Annotated in this window: 23 protein-coding genes, 2 pseudogenes and 1 riboswitch; of the genes and pseudogenes, 15 read left to right on the top strand and 10 right to left on the bottom strand. The window is 70.9% G+C overall.

Annotated features, from left to right (window positions below; genetic code table 11):
• The first annotated feature begins 131 nt into the window (after nt 1-131).
• From Pdca_RS03530 to Pdca_RS03515, 4 genes are all read left to right on the top strand, one after another.
• Nucleotides 132-1,241, top strand: coding sequence for a sigma-70 family RNA polymerase sigma factor (locus Pdca_RS03530; RefSeq protein WP_232021398.1), 1,110 nt, complete (start codon nt 132-134; stop codon nt 1,239-1,241).
• 81 nt (nt 1,242-1,322) lie between these two features.
• On the top strand, nt 1,323-1,874 hold the full coding sequence (locus Pdca_RS03525) for an ATP-dependent Clp protease proteolytic subunit (protein ID WP_085914450.1): 552 nt from the start codon (nt 1,323-1,325) through the stop codon (nt 1,872-1,874).
• Nucleotides 1,875-1,884: 10 nt separating this feature from the next.
• On the top strand, nt 1,885-2,517 hold the full coding sequence (locus tag Pdca_RS03520) for a MerR family transcriptional regulator (RefSeq protein WP_085914449.1): 633 nt from the start codon (nt 1,885-1,887) through the stop codon (nt 2,515-2,517).
• A gap of 55 nt (nt 2,518-2,572) precedes the next feature.
• Nucleotides 2,573-3,529: a hypothetical protein gene (locus tag Pdca_RS03515; RefSeq protein WP_085914448.1), complete on the top strand. Its 957-nt coding sequence runs from the start codon at nt 2,573-2,575 to the stop codon at nt 3,527-3,529.
• Here the strand turns inward: Pdca_RS03515 and Pdca_RS03510 are convergent.
• The gene (locus Pdca_RS03510) at nt 3,501-3,986 is read right to left on the bottom strand and encodes a MarR family winged helix-turn-helix transcriptional regulator (RefSeq protein WP_085914447.1); all 486 of its coding nucleotides are present in this window, start codon (nt 3,984-3,986) and stop codon (nt 3,501-3,503) included. The genes Pdca_RS03515 and Pdca_RS03510 overlap by 29 nt on opposite strands.
• A 74-nt stretch (nt 3,987-4,060) precedes the next feature.
• On the opposite strand from Pdca_RS03510, the gene Pdca_RS35285 reads away from it, so the two are divergent.
• From Pdca_RS35285 to crcB (Pdca_RS03490), 3 genes are all read left to right on the top strand, one after another.
• Nucleotides 4,061-4,471: a helix-turn-helix domain-containing protein gene (locus Pdca_RS35285; RefSeq protein ID WP_085914446.1), complete on the top strand. Its 411-nt coding sequence runs from the start codon at nt 4,061-4,063 to the stop codon at nt 4,469-4,471.
• Between the two features lie 27 nt (nt 4,472-4,498).
• Nucleotides 4,499-4,560: riboswitch (Fluoride riboswitch) on the top strand.
• 12 nt (nt 4,561-4,572) lie between these two features.
• On the top strand, nt 4,573-4,995 hold the full coding sequence (crcB, locus tag Pdca_RS03495) for a fluoride efflux transporter CrcB (RefSeq protein ID WP_232021397.1): 423 nt from the start codon (nt 4,573-4,575) through the stop codon (nt 4,993-4,995).
• On the top strand, nt 4,983-5,357 hold the full coding sequence (gene crcB, locus Pdca_RS03490) for a fluoride efflux transporter CrcB (protein ID WP_307724080.1): 375 nt from the start codon (nt 4,983-4,985) through the stop codon (nt 5,355-5,357). The genes crcB (Pdca_RS03495) and crcB (Pdca_RS03490) overlap by 13 nt, the downstream gene beginning before the upstream one ends.
• A gap of 4 nt (nt 5,358-5,361) precedes the next feature.
• Here the strand turns inward: crcB (Pdca_RS03490) and Pdca_RS03485 are convergent, their stop codons facing one another.
• The 4 genes and pseudogenes from Pdca_RS03485 to Pdca_RS37930 all read right to left on the bottom strand — a co-directional run.
• On the bottom strand, nt 5,362-5,895 hold the full coding sequence (locus tag Pdca_RS03485) for a hypothetical protein (RefSeq protein ID WP_085914444.1): 534 nt from the start codon (nt 5,893-5,895) through the stop codon (nt 5,362-5,364).
• A gap of 205 nt (nt 5,896-6,100) precedes the next feature.
• Entirely contained in the window at nt 6,101-6,697 is a 597-nt protein-coding gene (locus tag Pdca_RS03480) for a TetR/AcrR family transcriptional regulator (RefSeq protein WP_125911243.1), read from the bottom strand.
• Nucleotides 6,694-7,788 (bottom strand): ATP-binding cassette domain-containing protein, encoded by a 1,095-nt coding sequence (locus Pdca_RS03475; protein WP_373865541.1) that lies wholly within the window; start codon nt 7,786-7,788, stop codon nt 6,694-6,696. The genes Pdca_RS03480 and Pdca_RS03475 overlap by 4 nt, the downstream gene beginning before the upstream one ends.
• Before the next feature lie 36 nt (nt 7,789-7,824).
• Nucleotides 7,825-8,235: pseudogene (locus Pdca_RS37930) on the bottom strand (ATP-binding cassette domain-containing protein); the annotation flags it as partial.
• 158 nt (nt 8,236-8,393) lie between these two features.
• Here Pdca_RS37930 and Pdca_RS03470 point away from each other — a divergent pair.
• Nucleotides 8,394-8,666: a DapH/DapD/GlmU-related protein gene (locus Pdca_RS03470; protein ID WP_085914441.1), complete on the top strand. Its 273-nt coding sequence runs from the start codon at nt 8,394-8,396 to the stop codon at nt 8,664-8,666.
• 75 nt (nt 8,667-8,741) lie between these two features.
• On the opposite strand, the gene Pdca_RS03465 is transcribed toward Pdca_RS03470, so the two are convergent.
• A complete protein-coding gene (locus Pdca_RS03465; RefSeq protein ID WP_125911242.1) occupies nt 8,742-9,695 on the bottom strand; it encodes a putative RNA methyltransferase in 954 nt (317 codons plus the stop codon).
• Nucleotides 9,696-9,978: 283 nt separating this feature from the next.
• On the opposite strand from Pdca_RS03465, the gene Pdca_RS03460 reads away from it, so the two are divergent.
• Together Pdca_RS03460 and Pdca_RS03455 are read left to right on the top strand one after the other, a co-directional pair.
• Entirely contained in the window at nt 9,979-10,338 is a 360-nt protein-coding gene (locus Pdca_RS03460; RefSeq protein WP_085914439.1) for a VOC family protein, read from the top strand.
• Between the two features lie 119 nt (nt 10,339-10,457).
• The gene (locus Pdca_RS03455; RefSeq protein WP_085914514.1) at nt 10,458-10,772 is read left to right on the top strand and encodes a cold shock domain-containing protein; all 315 of its coding nucleotides are present in this window, start codon (nt 10,458-10,460) and stop codon (nt 10,770-10,772) included.
• A 225-nt stretch (nt 10,773-10,997) separates the two neighbouring features.
• Here Pdca_RS03455 and Pdca_RS03450 read toward each other — a convergent pair whose 3' ends face one another.
• A complete protein-coding gene (locus tag Pdca_RS03450) occupies nt 10,998-12,293 on the bottom strand; it encodes a cytochrome P450 (RefSeq protein ID WP_197719909.1) in 1,296 nt (431 codons plus the stop codon).
• Between the two features lie 289 nt (nt 12,294-12,582).
• Complete coding sequence (locus tag Pdca_RS03445; protein WP_125911181.1) at nt 12,583-13,839, bottom strand: IS256 family transposase; 1,257 nt, start codon at nt 13,837-13,839, stop codon at nt 12,583-12,585.
• On the opposite strand from Pdca_RS03445, the gene Pdca_RS37925 reads away from it, so the two are divergent.
• Both Pdca_RS37925 and Pdca_RS03440 read left to right on the top strand, forming a co-directional pair.
• Complete coding sequence (locus tag Pdca_RS37925) at nt 13,827-15,164, top strand: replication initiator (RefSeq protein WP_408635053.1); 1,338 nt, start codon at nt 13,827-13,829, stop codon at nt 15,162-15,164. The genes Pdca_RS03445 and Pdca_RS37925 overlap by 13 nt on opposite strands.
• Nucleotides 15,165-15,322: 158 nt before the next feature.
• Nucleotides 15,323-16,636 carry an ISL3 family transposase gene (locus tag Pdca_RS03440; protein WP_085916822.1) on the top strand — a complete coding sequence of 438 codons (1,314 nt, stop codon included), beginning with the start codon at nt 15,323-15,325 and terminating at the stop codon, nt 16,634-16,636.
• 16 nt (nt 16,637-16,652) lie between these two features.
• On the opposite strand, the gene Pdca_RS03435 is transcribed toward Pdca_RS03440, so the two are convergent.
• A complete protein-coding gene (locus Pdca_RS03435) occupies nt 16,653-17,336 on the bottom strand; it encodes a TetR/AcrR family transcriptional regulator (RefSeq protein WP_085916823.1) in 684 nt (227 codons plus the stop codon).
• A gap of 114 nt (nt 17,337-17,450) precedes the next feature.
• Here Pdca_RS03435 and Pdca_RS03430 point away from each other — a divergent pair, with 114 nt between their 5' ends.
• Both Pdca_RS03430 and Pdca_RS03425 read left to right on the top strand, forming a co-directional pair.
• Complete coding sequence (locus tag Pdca_RS03430; protein ID WP_125911241.1) at nt 17,451-17,906, top strand: VOC family protein; 456 nt, start codon at nt 17,451-17,453, stop codon at nt 17,904-17,906.
• 136 nt (nt 17,907-18,042) lie between these two features.
• A complete protein-coding gene (locus tag Pdca_RS03425; RefSeq protein ID WP_085916824.1) occupies nt 18,043-18,624 on the top strand; it encodes an NADPH-dependent FMN reductase in 582 nt (193 codons plus the stop codon).
• 101 nt (nt 18,625-18,725) lie between these two features.
• On the opposite strand, the pseudogene Pdca_RS03420 reads toward Pdca_RS03425, so the two are convergent.
• Nucleotides 18,726-18,905 (bottom strand): annotated as a pseudogene (locus Pdca_RS03420) (IS5/IS1182 family transposase); the annotation flags it as partial.
• 58 nt (nt 18,906-18,963) lie between these two features.
• Between Pdca_RS03420 and Pdca_RS03415 the strand changes: the two are divergent.
• A complete protein-coding gene (locus tag Pdca_RS03415; RefSeq protein ID WP_085916825.1) occupies nt 18,964-19,341 on the top strand; it encodes a tyrosine-type recombinase/integrase in 378 nt (125 codons plus the stop codon).
• Nucleotides 19,342-19,547: the final 206 nt, after the last annotated feature.

Below are 19,547 nucleotides of genomic sequence, written 5' to 3'. Positions count from 1 at the left end.
GGACACCGCGCAGGAGCGCCGTTCGCCGGAAAGGGACTCCACACTGTCGGTGGGCAGGGGCACACTCGCCTCGACACGGACCGGGATCGCCCCGGCCCACCCCGGACCGGGGACGTCGCGAGGGGGAACCGATGAGCGCACCCGCCCGGGCAGGCAGCAGCTCCGGCAGCACAGGCAGCGCCGGCAGCACAGACAACACGGACAGCCGACCGCTGGATCTGCAGATCGAGGACTACCGCCGCGAGCTGACCGGATACTGCTACCGGATGCTCGGGTCCGCGTTCGAGGCGGAGGACGCGGTGCAGGACACCATGGTCCGCGCCTGGAAGGGCCTGGCGAAGTTCGACGGACGGTCCTCGCTGCGGTCGTGGCTGTACCGGATCGCCACCAACGTCTGCATCGACGCGCTGAACGGCCGCAAGCGGCGCGCCGTGCCTATGGATCTCGGCGCCCCGGGGGCACCGGTCGCGGAGTCGCTGCGCGAGCCGCTGCCCGATGCCACCTGGCTGGAACCGATGCCCGACGCGCGGGTCTCCACCCCGGCCGGCGACCCGGCCGACAAGGCGATCGCGAAGGAGACGATCCGGCTCGCCTTCATCGCGGCGCTGCAGCACCTGCCCGCCCGTCAGCGCGTCGTCCTGATCCTGCGTGAGGTGCTCTGCTGGCGTGCCGCCGAGGTCGCCGAGCTGCTCGACACGTCCGTGGCCTCGGTGAACAGTGCGCTGCAGCGGGCCCGCGCGACCCTGTCCGAGCAGGGGGTCTCCGAGGCCGCACCCGGTACCACGCCGGTCGTCGATCCCGCGCAGACCGAGCTGCTGATGCGCTACATGGAGGCGTTCGAGGCGTTCGACATGGAGGCGCTGACCGCGCTGCTGCACTCCGACGTCGAGCAGAACATGCCGCCGCTGGAGCTGTGGTTCCGCGGCCGCGACGACGTGATCGCCTGGATGGCGAGCGGGCCCGGCCAGGCCTGCCGTGGATCGCGGGTCACCCCGGTGGAGATCAACGGCACGGTCGGATTCGCGCAGTGGAAGCCGTCCGGCCCGAACGGCGAGTTCGAGGCCTGGGGCATCACCGCACTGCGGATCGAGGACGGCGCGGTCACCGGGTTGAGCATCTTCCTCAACACCGAGCTGTTCGCCTACTTCGGGCTGCCGCTCGCGCTGGCCGACCGGCCGGAGCTGTGGGAGCCCAAGACCGCCGGGATCGCGGGCGGTGAAACCGTTGCGCCGACGGCGTAATCAGCGGCCGGGGTGCACCGGCCGGGCCTAGCGTCGGGACAGGCCCGCCGGTCGGCGGCGGGCCGGAGTCCGGAGGTCCCGATGCCCGTCCTGTCCACCCCGTCCGATCCCGCCGATCGGCTGCTCGGCGCGCGGATCGTGCTGCTCGCCCGCGAACTCGACGACGAGGTCGCCGCCGAGACGTGTGCCCGGCTGCTCCTGCTCGCCGCGGAGGACCCGCGGCGCGACGTCACCCTGTACCTGCTCTCCCCCGGCGGCTCGCCGGTGGCCGCGATGGCCGTGCACGACACGATCCGCACCCTCGGCGTCGACGTGGTCACGGTCGCGGCCGGCTCGATCGCCGGGCCGGTGCCGTTCCTGGTGGCGGCCGGCACCCCCGGCAAGCGGTACGCGCTGCCGCACGCGGCGCTGCTGCCCTCGGCGTGGGACGCGGCCGGTCAGGTCCGCGGGGCCCATCCGGGCGATGTGCGCGTCCGGGCCGATCATCTGGCCCACCGGCGGGCGGAGATCGACGCGCTCACCGAGCGGTACTGCGGCGCGGCGCTGCCCGACGAGGCACGGTCGCGCTGGTTGAACGCCGCCGAGGCGGTGACGTTCGGGCTCGCCGACCACATCCGGGGTTCGGATAGCTAAGCTTCCCCAGGTGCGCGTGTCAGAGCTGTCCCGGTCGTCCGAGGTCCCGGTCGCGACGATCAAGTACTACCTCCGCGAGGGTCTGCTGCACCGCGGCGAGACGACCTCGCCCAACCAGGCTCGCTACGACGAGTCCCATCTGCGGCGGCTCCGGCTGATCCGGGCCCTGGTGGAGGTCGGCGGGCTGCCGATCGCCGTCGTCCGGGACGTCCTCGCCGCCGTCGACGACCCGGACACCGGACTGCACCGGATGCTCGGGCGCACCGTGTACGCGGTCACCGGGACCGGCGACGGCGGCGGCAGTTTCGCCGAACGCGCCGAGGCCGAGGTACGCGCCCTCACCGCGCACACCGGCTGGACGGTCTCCGAGAGCGCACCCGCACTCGCCGGGGCGCGCAGCGTGCTGGCCCGGATGCACGAGCTCGGCCACGCACCGGACGAGCGCACCCTGCAGCGGTGGGCGGAGGCGGCCGACCGGATCGGCGAGGCGGACCTGGACGCCGTCGGGCGGATCGCGGACCGGGAGGAGGTCGCGGAGACCGCCCTGGTGGCGACGGTGCTGGGCGACGCACTGCTCGCGGCGCTGCGCCGGATCGCCCAGGAGAGCCATTCAGCGGGCCGGTACCCGGACGGAAACGAATAGACAGCGTCGCTATCCGATAGTTACAGTATCCATACTGTCGCTCTCGGAGGTCCCGATGTTCCTGCGCACCGCGCTCACCTGGCACCGCCCGCTGATGATCGTCGGCCTGGCCTGCGCCGCACTGGTCCCGCTCGGGCTGCTCGGAATCCTGGCCGATCCCCGCGTACTGCTCGGTGCGCCGATCTGGCTCAAGCCGACCAAGTTCGCCGTGTCCATCGCGATCTTCTGCGTGACCTGGGCGTGGCTGTACGCGCAGTTGCGCGAGCAGCGCGGGCGGGCCCGCGTGGCGTTCCTGGCGGGCACCGTCGCGGCGATCACTCTGGCGATCGAGATGGTCGTGATCGCCGTGCAGGCCGGACGCGGGACGACCAGCCACTTCAACGTGACGACGACACTCAACACCACCCTGTGGTCGGTCATGGGCATCTCGATCGTGGTGGCCTGGCTGGCCACCCTCTGGCTGACCGGCGCACTGTTCGGGCTGCGCGATCTCGATCCCGCGCGGTCGCTGGCCATCCGCGCCGGGGCACTGATCGCAGTGGCCGGGATGGCACTCGGATTCCTGATGACCAGTCCGACACCGGACCAGCTCGCCGACTTCCAGGGCATCGCCGGCGCGCACACCGTCGGACTGCCCGACGGTGGGCCCGGCCTGGCCGTCGTCGGCTGGAGCACGGTCGGCGGAGACCTGCGGATCCCGCACTTCGTCGGGATGCACGCGTTGCAGATCCTGCCGCTGCTGTTGATCTGCCTCGAGCTGGCCGCCCCCCGGGTCGCCGTGCTGGCCGATCCCAGGGTGCGCCGGGACCTGGTCGCGACCGCGACCGCGGGATACCTGGGCCTGCTCGCACTGCTCACCTGGCAGGCACTGCGCGGGCAGCCGCTGCTCGCCCCCGACGCCTGGACTGCGGCCGCGTTCGGGGCGGTGGTCGTCGCCGTCGGCGCCGGGTCGGTGCTCGCGCTGCGGCGGCGGACGGTGCCGGTCAGCCGGACCGGGGCCGGCGGCCACTGACCCCGCTCCCCTCGCCCGGCTCCGGATGGCCGTGGTGCTCGACCAGGATCCGGAGCAGCCGGACGAGCTCCGCCCGGCGCCCCGGCGAGAGCGGCGCGAGCAGCTCGTTCTGGGCGTCGTCCAGCACGGCGTCGAGCAGGTGCAGCCGCTCCCGCCCGGCAGCGGTCAGATCGACGACGTTGCGACGCCGGTCGGCCGGATCCGGGCCACGGGTGACCTCGCCGCGCCCGACCAGTTCCCCGATCAGCCCCACCAGGTCACTGGTGTGGATGCCGGTCCGCACACCGAGCGCGGCCTGGCTGGCCGGGCCGCGCTCGGCCAGCGTCGCGAGCACCGCGTAGTGCCACCGGTGCGCATCGACCCGGGCCAGCTCGGTGCCGACCACCCGCTCGGCGTGCCGGGCGGAGAGCCCCAGCAGCCGGCTCGCCAGTCCGTCCAGCCGTCCCTCGTCCGTCATCCGGCAACCGTACCCGTTGCGTTGGTCCGACTCACGAATTATCGTTAGTTGGACCAATGATATTGGAGGGCCCGATGATCGCCTTCGGCACTCAGCTGGTCGGCCGGACCGAGAAGGCACTGAACGCGTTGCTGCTCCAGGAGCTGGCCGGCACCGGGCTCGACGAGCACCGCTGGATCGCGTTGACACTGACCACCGCCGGCGGCGACGACGTCACCGGCCGGATCGCGCGGGCGCTCCGGGTGGACCGGGCGACCGCGACCGCCCGGCTCGCCGAGCTGGCGGCGTCCGGCCTGGTCCGGATCGACGGCCCGGAGATGGTCGCGACGCCCCGGGGTGTGGCGCTGCGTGACCGGATCGTCGCCGCCATCGGCCGGATCACCGCGGACCTGTGGGGCGATCTTCCGGCCGACGACCTGGCGGTCGCCGGTGACGTGCTGCGCACCGTTCTCTCCCGCGCCGAGGTGGCGCTCGCCGCGCGCTGACCCGCGCGCCCGTCCGGGCTACGGTGGAGCCCGGACGGCGATGGGGCTCGCCGACAACCGCGCCGCGCGCTGATGGCTCCTACCCGGCGATCCAGGGGTGGGTGAGGCGTGTGCATTCGGTCGGTCCTCGTACCCGCGGCGTCGCCGCGGTCGCGGCCGGGGGCGTCGTCGGCGCCGAGATCCGCTACCTGCTCGGTGTCGCGTTCCCGGCGGATCCCGGCGGCTGGCCGTGGACGACGTTCTGGATCAACATCACCGGCTGTCTGCTGATCGGTGTCCTCTACACCGTGCTGGCCGGGGCGGATCGGCCGAACCCGCTGCTGCGCCCGCTGCTCGGAGTCGGCGTGCTGGGCGGGTACACGACGTTCTCCACCTGGTCGGTCGAGACGGTGCAGCTCGCCGAGCACGGCCGCTACGGCCTGGCGCTGGGCTACGCGCTGGCATCGCCGGTGGTCGCGACCGCAGCCTGCGCCGTCGCCGTCGTGCTGACCCGCCGGATCGGCAGGGCCCGATGGACCCGCTGACGATCCTGCTGGTCGGCCTGGGTGCCGCGGTGGGTGCGCCGCTGCGCTACCTGGCCGACACCGCGGTCCGCTCCCGGCTCGATCCGGTCTTCCCGTGGGCGACGTTCGCGGTGAACGTCGCCGGCTCACTTCTGCTCGGCGCGCTCGTCGGCGCGGCAGGCACGCTGCCACCGGAGATCGGGGCGTTGCTCGGGACCGGATTCTGCGGGGCGCTGACGACCTACAGCACATTCGGGTACGAGCTGGTCACGCTGGCCGAGCGGCGCGTCACCGCTACCGCGGTCGGTTACCTGCTCGCGAGTGTGGTGATCGGGATCCTCGCCGCGGCGGCCGGGTGGGCGCTCGTCCGGCTGGCGCTCTGAGCGGTCACGGCCGGCGTGCGACCGCCACCGACGTCACCCACAACACCACCGCTGCGACCAGCCCACCGACCGCTCGCGCGTGATCCGCACCGGCCGCCGCCCACACGACGAGACCCGCGGCGCCGGCGATCACGAGTGCGATCCCGGTGAGCCGGTAGCCCGGCTGGTCGACGGCCACGGCGAGCGGCAGGAAGTGCACGCCGACGACGACGCACACCGCCGGCGCGATCAGACCGGGCGCCCCGAGCAGTACCGCCCCGGCGACGACGGCGGCGATCAGCACCCCCTGCACGAGACCGATCCTCCGGTACCGGCCCGCCCAGTCCGCCGGGAGTCGGCGCGGGCGCGCCGCCGGCCCCGGGAGCAGTGCGACGACGATCGCGACGACGGTGACCGTGGCCGCGAGGAGCACGACGGGCAGCGGAACGGGCAGCGCCGAGGCCCCGGTCAGCGCCCAGACGAACCCGAACGACGCGGTGATCAGTGCCCCGTTGCGGCGCAACGATGTGTCTGCGGGCGCCTTCTCCTCCACCTGCACGTGACCGTCTCCTCCGAACCGACCGGCGATACAGACATCATGGGCCGAACCCGGCGAACCCGAACACCCGGCGATGGTGGTGGCCGCGCTCACCTTCGTCGATGACCCGCAGACCGACGTCGACCGGCGACCGCGCGTCCGGGAGATGCTCCCCGGCCCCTGCCCCTCGACGCGGTATCGGCGGACCCGGCTCCCTACGGAGCGGTCACCTGGCGGGCGGCGCCGTGAGGCGTGCCAGATGCCGGTCGACGACCTGGCGGGGACCGATCGCCGGAGCCACACCGTGCGGCTGGACGCGCTCGGCGGAGACGCCGACGATCAACGCGACGAGCAGCTCGACCTCGACGTCGAGGTCGGCCGCCCCGACGACCGGCTCCAGGGCGGCCCGCAGCACCGAGCGGAGATCGTCTCCCATCCGGGTGGCGAAGGGGCGGTAGGTGTCGCTCAGCCGTGCTGCGGCCAGGAACTCCTGCAGCACGACGAGCTCGCGGTGGCCGTCGTCGCCGGTGGGGATCACGGCGAGGCAGACGCTCCGGAGGGCGGCGAGTGCCGACCGGCCGTCGCCGGGAACGGGCCGGGCACAGTGCGCGAGCCTGACCTCCATCCGCCGTCCCACCTCCTCGGCGGCGGCGATCATCATCGACTCGCTCGTCGGGAAGTGGTGCCGGACCGAGCCGACGTTGATTCCCGATTCCGCGCTGACCCGGCGTTGTGACACCTCGGCGATCCCGCCGCCCTGGATGAGGGTGAACACCGCCTCCAGGATGCGGGGCCGGGCGTCCTCGGCACGCACCCTGCTCATCGGCTGTCCCACACCGGCTCACTGGACTCGGACACCGTCCCATCGTGGTGGAAGATCAGGAACCGGTCGAATGCGCGCGTCAGCCAGCGATCGTGGGTGACGGTGAGGACGGTGCCGTCGAACGCGCCGATCGCCTCCTGCAGCACGTCGGCGGAGTAGGGATCGAGGTTGTCGGTCGGCTCGTCGAGCAGCAGCATCGTGGCGCCCCGCAGCTCCAGCAGCAGCACCTGGAAGCGGGCCTGCTGGCCACCCGAGAGCGTGTCGAAACCGCGATCGGCGGCGCCGGCCAGGTCGTAGCGGGCCAGCGCCCGCATGGCGTACTCGGGATCGGCTCCGGGACGGTGCGGTCCCCCGGCGATCAGGAGATCGGCCAGGTCGTGTCCGGTGAACTCGGGGTGCTGGTGGGTCTGGGCGAACCAGCCCGGGACCACCCGCGCCCCGAGCCGGACGGTTCCGTGGTGGGCGACCTGCTCGGCACCGTCGGACGCGTCCGGGTCGAGGGTCGCCAGCAGCCTCAGGAAGTGCGACTTGCCGGTGCCGTTCGGTCCGAGAACGGCGACCCGGTCGCCGTAGAACACCTCGACGGAGAGGGGTTTCGTCAGTCCGTCGAGCACCAGATCCTGGCAGGTCAGCGCCCGCTGCCCGGTGCGGCCACCACCGAGTCGCATCTGCAGCCGGGGCCGGCGCGGGACGGCCTCCGGCGGGCCGGCGGCGTCGAACCGGGCCAGCCGGGTGCGGGCGGCCTGGTAGCGACTGGCCATGCCGTCGTTGTACGAGGCCTTCTGTTTCAGCTCGTGCAGCAGCCGCAGCAGCCGGGAGCGATCCTCGTCCCAGCGCCGGCGCAGCTCGTCGAGGCGCTCCATCCGGTCGGCGCGGGCCTCGTCGTAGGTCCCGAACCCGCCACCGTGCGTCCAGACCGTGTTGCCGGCCGGATGGAGTTCGATCGTGACGACCCGATCGGCGCTGCGGCGCAGCAGCTCCCGATCGTGCGACACGAACAGCACCGTCTTGACCGTGTCGCGGAGCTGCTGTTCGAGCCATTCCTTGCCCGGGACGTCGAGGTAGTTGTCCGGCTCGTCGAGCAGGAGCACCTCGTCGGGGCCCCGCAGCAGGACCTCCAGGGCGAGCCGCTTCTGCTGGCCGCCGGAGATCCGGTCGGTGTCGCGGAAACGGATCTCGTCGTACGACGGCCCGACCGCGATCCGGCAGCAGCGGTTCCACAGCGCGTCGGCCTCGTAGCCGCCTGCATCGCCGTACTCGGTGAGGGCCTCGGCGTAGCGCAGCTGCTCGGACGTCCCGTCGGACTCGATCAACGCGTCCTCGGCGGCGTCGAGGCGCCGGCCCGCGACGCGCAACCGCTCCGGCGACAGTTCCAGTACCAGCTCGCGCACCGTGCGACCGCCGAGGAACTGCGGCATGACGCCGAGGCCGCCCGATCGCTGGACGCTGCCGGCCGACGGTTCGACCCGGCCCGCGATCAGCCCGAGCACCGTCGACTTCCCGACGCCGTTCGCGCCGATCAGCGCGGTCGTCGTGCCCTCGCCGACCCGGAACGACACGGTGCTGAGCAGGACGCGTCCGTCCGGCAGGACATGGTCGACGTCCCGCAGCTCCACATGGCCCATGCGCGAAACTATCGCAGCTGCGATAGTCCCGTCGCATCCGGTTTTCCGCCGTGGTCGGCGACGATGGCCCGATGGGCGAGCACAAGGATCGAATGCTGCGCAACGAGTGGTATCTCGACGAACCCGACCTCGTCGAGGACCACGACCGCCGGCGGGCCGGGTGGGAGCGGCCCGCGCCCATCGCGATCGGTGCCGACGCCTGGCTCGGTGCGGGCGTGATCATCTGCCCGGGAGTCACGATCGGCCCGGACAGCGTCGTCGGGGCCGGCAGCGTCGTCACCCGCGACGTCGGGGAACGCGTTCTCGTCGCGGGGAACCCCGCCCGGACGGTTCGCCGCATCTGACGTCGGCGGTCATCGGGCCGCCGGGTTTGCGCCGCACCAGGTCCCGTGGACCGCCGATCCTCGGTCCCACTCTGCTCACCGGCTTCCGCGGTCGACCTCGCCGGTCATCGGTTCCCGCGATCGGCGTCGCCGGTACACCGCCACGTCCATCGCGGCCGTGAGCCCGACCGGCTCGGGCAGCCGGGACAACGGATCGTCATCCCCGCCCGTCCCGAGATGGTGCGCGTTCGGGCCCATCCGGACCAGCGCGCGGGCTTCGTCCCGGCCCAGGGCCAGTCGCCACTGCACGATCTGCCGCTCGGCGAGCTCGAGCCCGGCGAAGGCTCGTCGGTGCCGGTCCGCCTTCTGCGGGTCGACGCCGATCCCGCCGACATGAGCACGCAGTTCCCGCAGGTGGTCGGGGCGGGCGGAGGCGACGACCAGGATTCCGCCCTCGGGGAGGACTCGTTCGACCTCCTCGGCGTTGCGGGGCCCGAACACGCTCAGCACGACCCCGGCCGAGCCGGTCGTGATCGGCAAGGGCTGCCAGACGTCCGCGGCGATCGCGGCTGCCCGGCGATGCGCGCGGGCGGCGCGGCGCAGCGCGGCGGTGGACAGGTCCACGATCACGCCGGACGCGGCCGGGAGGGCGTCGAGCACCGGTGCGAGGTAGTGACCGGTGCCGCCGGCGAGATCGACGACCAGCTCGGTCTCCGTCGGGGCGTGCTCGGTGGCCAGCGCGGTGATGGTGGAGCGCAGCGGCCGGTAGTGGTCGCTGTCCAGGAAGGACTCACGTGCTCCGACCATGGCGGGATCGTCACCGCGGTGGGTCCGGCGCCCGGGCAGCAGCGACAGATAGCCGGGCCGGGCGATGTCGAACGTATGACCCGACGGGCACCGCACGGTGCGGGCGCTGCGGTGCAGCGGACCGGTGCAGTGCGGGCAGGTCAGGCGGGTCACGACGGCGTCGAGCGCGGGGTGCCGGTAACCGGCCGAGCGGTGGTGGGATGAGGCGTCGGCGCAGCGGCCGACCACGAGTGGAGTGTCCATGATCGCGTTGTCCCTGGATATCGGGAGGGGGACGCGGCGGTGTCACGTCTGCACGACGAGCCCATGTCGGCACGGGTCAGAGGCCGCCGGACCCTCGGAGCCGGGGTCGGGCGGCGGGGTGCACCGCCTCAGGCGGTGCGGGGGCGCTCCGCGAGCGGCAGCCACATGGCTCCGAACGTACTACGGGTCCGCACCGGCGGCACACGGCCGGCGCGGCGAGCAGCCGGACCATTCACTCGCGCACCGGCTGCGCCGTCCGATATGCACGGATACCGTCGCCGCGGTGAAGGTGACGTGGGAAGCCCTGACCATCGATGTCCGAGACCCCGTCGCGTCTGCCCGGTGGTGGGCGGCGACCCTCGACTGGGAGATCACCTCGCACGAACCGGCCGGAGTCGAGGTCCATCCACCGGACCGGCAGGGCCCGAGCCTGTTCTTCGTGGAGAACTACGGCGCCAAGCTCGGGAAGAACCGGCTCCATCTCGATCTCGCCGCCGAGGACCAGGCCGCCGTACTGGAACAGCTGATCAGCCGGGGCGCCACGCGGGTGGACATCGGGCAGGCCCCGGACGCCGACTGCGTCGTGCTGAGCGACCCCGACGGCAACGAGTTCTGCCTGCTGGAGCCGCACGGCGCCAGCTGACCCGAGCCTGACACCGGCCTCTCTGCCACCCGGAACGGCCGGGGCCGGAACCGCTTCGACCGTTGCATCGCCGTCGACGTGGCCGCCGCTCCTGGCGCTGTTCGGCCATCATGTCGACCATGTCCACCCCGGGTGAGGTCCGCGTCTGGCACGACGAGGAGGGCTGGGGCGTCATCGACTCGCCCGCGACGCCGGGTGGCTGCTGGGCGCACTACAGCGATGTCGCCGTTCCCGGACTCCGAGCTCTACACCGCGGCCGGCCCGTCGAACTGGAGTGGGAGCCGGTGGAGCAGGACGGCTTCGGCTTCCGCGCGGTCCGGGTCCGGCCCCGCGGGGAGGAGCCCTACGACAGGCCTCCCCGCGCCTCGGCGTCGGAGGACGGGACCGCCTACCGGAGCACATTGACGATCTCGTTCGACGAGCCACCCACCTGACGCCGGTCCTCGCCTGCTCACTCCCCGGCGTTGCAGGTCCGCGCCGCGCGAGACAGGAGACGATCGTCATCCGCAACGCCGCTCAGCGGGTGCCGAGCTTTCGCTCGATGTCTGTCAGGCGACGCGATCGCGTCGACGCCCCATCACGCGTCCTCCTCCTCGGCTACTGCCGAGTCTGGAGGTGCCCGGCCAGTAGGCGCTACGCCAGACAGCCCCCCATAGCCGTCAACGGTCGACCGCGACGACCCGCGCAAAAGGGCCACGTCGTGGCCGCATCGCGGCCAGCCCGACGGGCGTCATGTCCGAGGGCTCCGGCGACAACGTGACGCGTCGCGCCACGCACTCGAGCAGAACGGTCAGTTCGACCGTGGCGAAGGCCGCCCCGATGCACCGATGCGAGCCGCCCCCGAACGGGAGGAACTCGTGTGGTCCGGGCCTGCGATGGTCCGGCGCTGTCGGGTTCCAACGATCAGGATCGAGTTGGAGCGGGCGGGGCCACAGCTCGGGGAGCCGATGGGTCAGGTACGGGCTGATCAACAGGGTACTGCGCGCGGGCACCTGCACACCGTCGAACTCGAAGGACTCGAGCACCTTGCGAGCGGTGAGGACCGCGGGCGGGTGCAGGCGCAACACCTCGGACACCAATCCGTCCACACAGCGCCACTCCGCCGGCCGGGTGAGCGAGCGACCGGTGTCCTCGGCGGCGGCGGACACTCTCCTCGCGAGCTGCGGGTCGGTGATCAATGCGTGCATCGCCCAAGCCGCCGCCGCCGAGGTCGTCTCGTAGCCTGCCGCGATCAGGCTGATCACCTGGTCGACGATCTCCACATCGTGCAGGCCGGACCGATCGCCGTCCTGGCTGTTCATCAGCCGCGCCAGCACGTCGTACGCGTCGGCGTCCGGCTCCCGTCGGCGGCGTTCGATCTCGGCCTGGACCCTGGCCGCGACCTCTGCCCGCGACGCGACGGCGCGGCGCCACGACGGCGCCCCGAGGCGCTGCAGCTGCTGCCACGGCGCCAGCCGATCCACGACGGCCAAGGCGTGCTGCAACAGCCTGCCCAGCTCGGGCTCCTCCTCGGCAAGCCGCGGGCCGAACAACGTCGCAATGGTGCTCCGACGGATCACACGCCGCATTTCGGTATAGAGGTTCAGCACCTGGCCCGGCTGCCAGGTGTCGATCGCGGCATCCACGTTGCTGCGAATGATCTCGGCATAGCCGTCGATGGCGTGACGGGTGAAAGCGGGCATGACCAGCCGCCGCCTGCGCTCATGATCGGCTCCGTCACTCACGATCAGCGCGGTCTCCCCGTCGACCACAACGAGAGGGTCGAAGGCCTCTCGCCATCCGAACAGCTCGGAGTGGGCGAAGACGAACCGATTCGCCTCCGGACCGAGAAGCCAGACGACACGCAGTGGACCGAAACCGGCCGAGCTGACGGGACCGAACCGTCGATAGCGCACATCCAGGCTCTCGCGCGGGGACACCGCGAGGTCGACAGCCTCACGCACTCGTCGTGACACCGATTGCATCATTGCTTTCACAGCAGCCCCTTGCGTTCTCCCGTCGCCCCCAGAGCGACCGTACTCCTCGTGCCTTCCCCATGGACGCCGCTTGTCACAGGTCGCTGCCGGCTCAGATCAGCAGGCCGGTGACCGCTGCATCCTCGCGCTCCGAACCTGATTACCGGCAACCCCGCGGCGACCTCGGAGATTCGATCGATCGACTTCACCCTGCAGGCTGTTGATTCACCGGGTCACGTCCGGCGGAGTGGTGTATGAGATCGACTCCGCGTGATCTTGGTTCGGGATTCTAGGCGGTTATTGCCTCGGTTGTCATGAGTGCCTCGCTGCCGGTCGGTGCGGCTTCGGTGGTGACGATGCGGATGCGTGAGCGGGCCAGTAGATCGAGGCCCATGTAGCGGCGGTTCTCGGTCCACTCATCACTCTGTTCGGCCAGGACGGCGCCGACGAGGCGGATCAGGGAGTCGCGGCCGGGGAAGATCCCGACCACGTCGGTGCGACGGCGGATCTCCTTGTTCAGCCGCTCTTGAGGGTTGTTCGACCAGATCTGGCGCCAGACCTCGCGCGGATATGCGGTGAACGCCAGCAGCTCATCGCGGGCGTTGTCGAGGTGCTTGGCTGCGTCGGGCCAGCGCGCGGTGAGAGTGTCGACCACGCGTCCGTACTGGGCTGTGACGGCGTCGGCGTCGGGCTGGTCGAAGATCGTGCGCACCTGCGTAGCGACATGCGGCTGCGCCGACTTCGGAACACGGGAGAGCAGGTTACGCAGGTAGTGGGTGCGACACCGCTGCCACGCCGCACCCGGCAACGCCGAGGCGATCGCCGCCACCAAGCCGGGATGGGCGTCGGAGATGACGAGCTGGACCCCGGACAGGCCGCGGGCGACCAGACCGCGCAGGAACGCCAACCAGCCCGCTCCGTCCTCGCTGGAGGCCACATCCAGGCCGAGGATCTCGCGGTGCCCGTCGGCGTTCACCCCGGTCGCGAGCAGCGCGTGCAAGTTGACCACCCGGCCGTCTTCGCGGACCTTCACCGTGAGCGCGTCGACCCACACGAACGTGTACGGGCCCTGGTCGAGCGGGCGCTCGCGGAACGCGGCGACCTGCCCGTCGAGGTGCGTGGCCATCTCGCTGACCTGCGAACGCGACAGCGACTTCACCCCGAGTTGTTCGGCCAGCTTCTCCACCCGCCGGGTGGAGACACCGAGTAGGTAGGCCGTGGCCACGACGGTGACCAGGGCCTGCTCGGCGCGGCGGCGGTGGGTCAGCAGCCAGTCCGGGAAATAGGAGCCCTGGCGCAGCTTCGGCACCGCCAACTCGATCGTGCCCGCTCGGGTGTCCCACTCCCGGGCCCGGTAGCCGTTGCGCTGGTTCGTCCGCTCGCTGCTGCGCTCGCCATAGCCGGCCCCGCACTGCTGATCGGCCTGCGACGACATCAACGCGTTCGCCATCGTCGCGATCATCGTCTGCAACAGATCCGGCGACACACCCGCCGAGGCGAGCTCCTCGACAAGCTGGGCAGGGTCCACACTGTGTGGTGCGGCCATCGTGGTGGTCCTTCCTGGAGTTCCTTGGTCGGTACTCGAGAAAGATCACGCGGTGGCCGTCTCACGTCACGACGCCACGCCGCTCACCAGCGACGAACCCGTACACCACCTCCGCGGACGTAACCATTCACCGATCCCCTTACCCGCCTCGGGTGATCCGATCCAGCGATTTATACCGCTTTCGCACTCACGCCGATCGGGACTCTCCGGGGAATTTCTCTATTGGGAGTCCTGGCCGGAGAATTCGAGCGGCAGGGACGGCGTCTCGCCCTGCCCCGCCCGGCCTCGACGACCGCGCGGAGATCGCCACGAGCGCGGTCGCCGTCTACCCGGCCACGTATGCCATGGAGGTCGCCGAGGCAGCCGGGCACCTCTCCGCCCGGCTCCGGCCCGACACCGTGCGCCCCTACACCGACCACGCCACGCATGCCGGGCGCCAGATCGGCGCCTGCAGGCGGCTCGGGCAACGCGCGGTGGATGGGGACCCGAAGCAGCGGGCGACGTCCTGGGCCCGGCTGAGGCGGTGGGCGTACGTGCTCGACTTCGCCGGCCGCCCCTGCCGCGACTCGGCCAACTCCGACCGCACTGCGCAGGCCCGTCGCGACCGGCAGCTCAGCCACTCCCGCACCGGCCCCGATGACGCCGAGCGGCTCGACCGGGCAGAGGACACGACAGGCGCCGATCGGACCGACGGCGGCCTCGTGCTCACCTCGCGGCGCCGGACAGCTTCCGTCGCTCGTGGTATCCGCTATCGGAACAGATCGGGGCCGACGACGACCGGTTCCACGATCTCCGGCACCGGTGCGTGCTCCTGCTGGTCGGACCGCCGCCACAGATCGTGCGGGGGACGGGGCAGGCGACGCGACTTAACGGTGTCTGCGCTGGTGGGAGAGTGTGGCCAGGGGCGGGGTCGAACCGCCGACCTTCCGCTTTTCAGTCCCGGTTCGGCAACGCCGACGCACTCCGTCGTGTCCATGGGTGTAGCGGTGACCAGCGCTAACGTCCGTGAGTGTTCAGCGCCAGCGAACGATGTTGCTATACACGTAGCTACACCGCTGAAGCACTCTGCTCCACCATCGCGAAAGTCCGCCGTTCCGAAGTACCGGTCGTCGACGCAGTGTGGTGCGGATACACTCGCTCCCAGATCGGTGAAGGGCGGTCCAACACCGTCTGCGACCGGTGGCGACGCGACCAGCTGGGACAGGGGAGTGCCTGTTTGGGCTTGGGACCGCTGTCCACTGCTCGTCGCGCACACCCATTGGGCTGTTCATCGAGCCAGTGACCTCATCGCCGCAATTCCGAGTCCCACAGTCGCCAACGCCTGATCGGGTTGGCAAAGGATTAGTGGCTCTTCCGGAAACGGAGTGCAGGTGAGGGTGTGGCCGGGCCCGGGACTGGGGTCGTGTCGCTGCGGTGAGGCGGGCCCCGAGAAGTTGATGATGCAGGTTCCTACGCCAGCACCGTCAAGCGTCCCGGGGACCCGATGCCGCAGCCTACGTCGCCGCCTGCCCAGATCGTGGCCGACACGATCATCCGGACCGTCGAGCTGGGGGTGCGGATCACCGACGCCGCCCTGGACGGCGACACCACCGTGCTGTGGTGCGAGCTGCTCACCGACGGGCCCGGGGTGTGTCCGGGCTGCGGGCTGGTCGGGGTCTACCGCGACACCGTGGAGCGCCGCGTCACCGACGTCCCGGTCGTGGGGCATCCGCTGCAGCTGCGGGTCCGGGTGCCGCGCTACCGGTGTGTCCACGACGGCTGCGTCCGCGAGGTCTTCGCCCACGACAGCCGCCGGCTGGCCCGCCCGGGGTGGACGACCACTCGACGCTGCGCGGCCTACGTGCTGGGGCGCCTGGCGGTGGACAAGGCCACCGTGTCCGCGGTCGCCCGCGAGCTAGGCCGGTCGTGGGACACCGTGAACAGCATCGCCGTCACCGCCACCGAGCAGTTGCTGCTCACCGCCGGTCCGGCCCGTCTCGACGGGGTGCGGGTGATCGGGGTCGACGAGCACAAGTGGGCTCACGTGTTCGGCGCCGACGGCGACGGGTTCGTCACCGTGATCACCGATCTCACCGCCGTCGTCGCAGGTCACGGTCCGGCACGGCTGCTCGACCTGGTGGCGGGCCGCTCAGCGGCGGCGATGACGACCTGGCTCAACGCCCGCGACCAGGCGTTCCGCGACGGCGTCCGGATCGTGGCGATGGACGGGTTCGGCGGCTACAAGAACGCCGCCACCACCGCACTGCCGGACGCGGTCACGGTGATGGACCCCTTCCATGTGGTCGCGCTGGCCGGGCACAAGCTCGACCTGTGCCGCCAGCGGGTCCAGCAGGACACCCTCGGCCACCGCGGCCGCACCGGTGACCCGCTCTATCGAGAGCGCCGCACCCTACGGACCCGGCTCGGGCTGCTCACCGACAAGCAGAGAACCAGGCTCGAGGCGGTGTTCGCCGGCGACCAGCACGTCGCGGTCGAGGTCACCTGGTGGGCGTATCAGCAGATCATCGCCGCCTACGCCACCACCGACCGCAGGCGCGGCAAGACCGAGCTCGCCTCGGTGATCGACCGGCTCCGCGGAGAGCTCCCGGCCGGGCTCGCCGAGCTCGCGACCCTCGGCCGGACGCTGCACCGGCGCCGCGAGGACGTGCTGGCCTACTTCGACCACCGCGCCTCGAACGGCCCGACCGAGGCCATCAACGGCCGCCTCGAAGCCCTCCGCCGCAACGCCCTCGGCTTCCGCAACCTGATCAACTACCGCATCAGATCGCTGCTGCACTGCGGAGCCCTTGCACTCTAGATCCGGAAGAGCCGGATTAGTGCACGTTATGGGTGCCGCCGTCGGTGGTCGAGTGCTGCTCCATGGCCTCGCTGTGGGCGACGAGAGCGTCGTAGTCGACTGCGGCGCCGCGCAGTAGGGTTTCGATCAGCCGGCCGGCGTCGTCGTCGCTGAGGTGGCGCTCCTCAAACAGAGCGCGGTAGTAGACCAGGGAGCCGAGCAGGTCGAGGATTTGGTCGCGGTCGGTGTCGGGACGTAGGTTGCCCCGGGCGATAGCCCGGTCGAGCATGGCCCCGACCGCAGTCCGGGGTGGGTCGAACACGATGCGCATGTACTGGCCGCGCAGCTCCGCATCGGTGGCGCACTCAGCGAACAGGGAGCTGAGTACGTCGGGGCGGATGGCGCGGAACTCGGCGAGGAAAACGAACAGGCCTTCGCCGAAATCGCACAGCGTGCAGCCGGTGTCTGGGGACTCTGGCACGTCCAGGCGGGCGGCGATCGCGGCAAGTGCCAGCCGTGCTCGCCCGCTGAAGCGTCGGTAGATGGCGGGGCGGGTGGTGCCGGCGCGGCGGGCGACCTCCTCGACCGACAGGGCGTGATACCCGGACTCGTCGAGTACCGCCAGGGTCGCCTCGACTACCGCGGTGTCGATCTGCGGGTCGCGAGGCCGCCCACCCGGTTTGGACCGGCTTGTGGGCTCGGCGGTTGGCTCGGTCGTCATCTCGTCCCCAACCTCTCTCTGGACATACCTTGGACTGTACTGTTACGTTACGGCCCGTATTGAAACAGGGAGGAGTTCTGGCGCGGCCAGAACTTCGGAAACGGAGGCAGCCTCATGTCCGTCGAGTTCAATCACACCGCCGTCGCCGTCCGCGATAAGCACGCCTCTGCTCAGTGGCTGGCCTCGCTGCTAGGACTTGAGGTCGGTCCGCCGTGCGGCCCGTTCGTCCCGGTCCAGACCAGTAACGGCGTTGAACTGGACTATCTCGACGTCGACGAGGGTGAGATCGTGGCGCAGCACTACGCGTTCCTCGTATCCGAGGTCGAGTTTGACGCGATCCTCGCCAGGATTCGCCACGCCGAGATCCCTCACTGGGCGTGGCCGGGACATCAGGGTCTGGGCGAGATCAACCACTACGACGGCGCCCGGGGCACCTACTTCGACGATCCCAATGGTCATCACATGGAGATCCTCACTCACCCGAGCGGGAGCGGGAGCGGGAGCGGGAGCGGGAGCGGGAGCGGGAGCGGGAGCGGGAGCGGGAGCGGGATGAGCATTCCAGCAATCTGATCGCTGCCTGCCGACGCACAACTCACCCGGCGCCTGGGGCGCCCACCTCAGACCTTGCGATCGCCACCCTCCCGACCAAACCACCATCGCCTATTTACGTTACGATATGTAACGTAAATAAGGACGGAGGTTGACCATGACACTGCAGCATCCGATCCGACTCGCGGTCATCGTCGGCAGCACCCGGCGGGGACGGTTCGCCCCTACGGTGGCCGACTGGGTGGCCGAGCAAGTACGGGCACGCGGCGACATAAAGGTCGACGTCATCGACCTGGCCGAGACGGCGTTGCCCGAAGTCCTCGGCGACGAACACGAACCGATCCCCGCCCCGGTGACGAAGCTGGCGCCTCGACTGGCGGCCGCGGATGCGTTCGTGGTTGTGACCCCGGAGTACAACCACAGCTTCCCCGCCGCACTGAAGACCGCGATCGACTGGTTCTTCGACGAGTGGACGGCCAAACCGGTGGGGTTCGTGTCCTATGGCGGCATGGGCGGCGGGCTCCGCGCGGTGGAAGCGCTGCGCCTGGTGTTCGCCGAGCTACACGCCACCACCGTCCGCGACGTGGTCAGCTTCCACTTCCGCGACTGGCCCTTCCAGTTCGAGCCCGTCGACCCCGGCGCGGTCAAGGCGCTGTCGGCCCAACTCGACCAGCTCGGCTGGTGGGCCGCAGCGCTGCGGACCGGCCGGGAGCGTGTCCCCTACGCGTCGGTGACCTGAGGTTCACCATGAACGCTCCGAACACGAACACCCAGTACGAGTGGAGCCTGACCCGCTTCCTCAGACTCCTGTCCTGAGAGCGTGTTGTGAAACCTCGTGGGTCAGCCTTCGAGGTCCTCTGCTAGCCTGCGGGCGGCTTCCTTCTCGATCTCGCTGCGAGATTCGGGGAGTTGCTCGCCGGCCAGCCGAGCCGAAATCAGCCGGATCATTGCGAACTGGATCATAGCCTCGGCGTGGGCGGTCTTGCGTTCGTAGTCGCGTGCCAAGCGTCGACACCGCGAGGACACCGGAGCCCGGGAATGCTGGCCTCCGCGACGGTCGTGGGCCTGGTGGCCCCGAGTGGTCCCGCTCCCCCGGTTCGTCGCGGATGCCCTGGCCCGGCACCGGGACCGTCAGCGCAAGGAGCAGGAGGAGGCCGGCGCCGACTGGACCGACAGCGGCCTCGTGTTCACCTCGCGGCGCGGGACACCGTTGGAGCCGGACAACCTCCGGCGCTCCTGGTACCCGCTGCGGAAGCAGATCGGGGCCGACGACGTCCGGTTCCACGACCTGCGGCACTCGTGCGTGACGCTGCTGCTGGGGCTCGGGGTTCCGCCGCACATCGTGCAGGAGATCGTGGGCCACGCCCATCTCGGTGTCACGATGGGGGTCTACGCCTACGTGTCCCTGACCGAGAAGCGCGCGGCGCTCGACCGGCTGCAGGAGGGGCTGAGCTGAGGGGCGTTGCTACACCCGTTGCTACAAAACGCGGGCCAGGTGAAACAACTGAACAGTGTTTCCGCTGGTAAGAGAGGTGGCCAGGGGCGGGGTCGAACCGCCGACCTTCCGCTTTTCAGGCTGTTGCCGACCCCGGCGCATCCGCTTCCGAGCCGGTCCTGACCTGGTCGGTTCCCCGACAGTCCCCCGTCGCCGCCGTCGCGTTG

This window comes from Pseudonocardia autotrophica (assembly GCF_003945385.1).
In the GTDB taxonomy this organism is placed as follows: Bacteria; Actinomycetota; Actinomycetes; order Mycobacteriales; family Pseudonocardiaceae; genus Pseudonocardia; species Pseudonocardia autotrophica.
Note: the sequence above shows the minus strand (reverse complement) of the source record. Positions and strands in the feature narration are given on the sequence as shown.

What these genes read in the sequence shown, in the direction of transcription:
- Pdca_RS03530 (WP_232021398.1), top strand. Translation starts at nt 132, where the DNA reads ATGAGCGCACCCGCCCGGGCAGGCAGCAGCTCCGGCAGCACAGGCAGC.
- Pdca_RS03525 (WP_085914450.1), top strand. Translation starts at nt 1,323, where the DNA reads ATGCCCGTCCTGTCCACCCCGTCCGATCCCGCCGATCGGCTGCTCGGC.
- Pdca_RS03515 (WP_085914448.1), top strand. Translation starts at nt 2,573, where the DNA reads ATGTTCCTGCGCACCGCGCTCACCTGGCACCGCCCGCTGATGATCGTC.
- Pdca_RS03510 (WP_085914447.1), bottom strand. Translation starts at nt 3,986, where the DNA reads ATGACGGACGAGGGACGGCTGGACGGACTGGCGAGCCGGCTGCTGGGG.
- Pdca_RS35285 (WP_085914446.1), top strand. Translation starts at nt 4,061, where the DNA reads ATGATCGCCTTCGGCACTCAGCTGGTCGGCCGGACCGAGAAGGCACTG.
- crcB (WP_307724080.1), top strand. Translation starts at nt 4,983, where the DNA reads ATGGACCCGCTGACGATCCTGCTGGTCGGCCTGGGTGCCGCGGTGGGT.
- Pdca_RS03480 (WP_125911243.1), bottom strand. Translation starts at nt 6,697, where the DNA reads ATGAGCAGGGTGCGTGCCGAGGACGCCCGGCCCCGCATCCTGGAGGCG.
- Pdca_RS03470 (WP_085914441.1), top strand. Translation starts at nt 8,394, where the DNA reads ATGGGCGAGCACAAGGATCGAATGCTGCGCAACGAGTGGTATCTCGAC.
- Pdca_RS03465 (WP_125911242.1), bottom strand. Translation starts at nt 9,695, where the DNA reads ATGGACACTCCACTCGTGGTCGGCCGCTGCGCCGACGCCTCATCCCAC.
- Pdca_RS03455 (WP_085914514.1), top strand. Translation starts at nt 10,458, where the DNA reads ATGTCCACCCCGGGTGAGGTCCGCGTCTGGCACGACGAGGAGGGCTGG.
- Pdca_RS03445 (WP_125911181.1), bottom strand. Translation starts at nt 13,839, where the DNA reads ATGGCCGCACCACACAGTGTGGACCCTGCCCAGCTTGTCGAGGAGCTC.
- Pdca_RS03440 (WP_085916822.1), top strand. Translation starts at nt 15,323, where the DNA reads ATGCCGCAGCCTACGTCGCCGCCTGCCCAGATCGTGGCCGACACGATC.
- Pdca_RS03435 (WP_085916823.1), bottom strand. Translation starts at nt 17,336, where the DNA reads ATGACGACCGAGCCAACCGCCGAGCCCACAAGCCGGTCCAAACCGGGT.
- Pdca_RS03430 (WP_125911241.1), top strand. Translation starts at nt 17,451, where the DNA reads ATGTCCGTCGAGTTCAATCACACCGCCGTCGCCGTCCGCGATAAGCAC.
- Pdca_RS03425 (WP_085916824.1), top strand. Translation starts at nt 18,043, where the DNA reads ATGACACTGCAGCATCCGATCCGACTCGCGGTCATCGTCGGCAGCACC.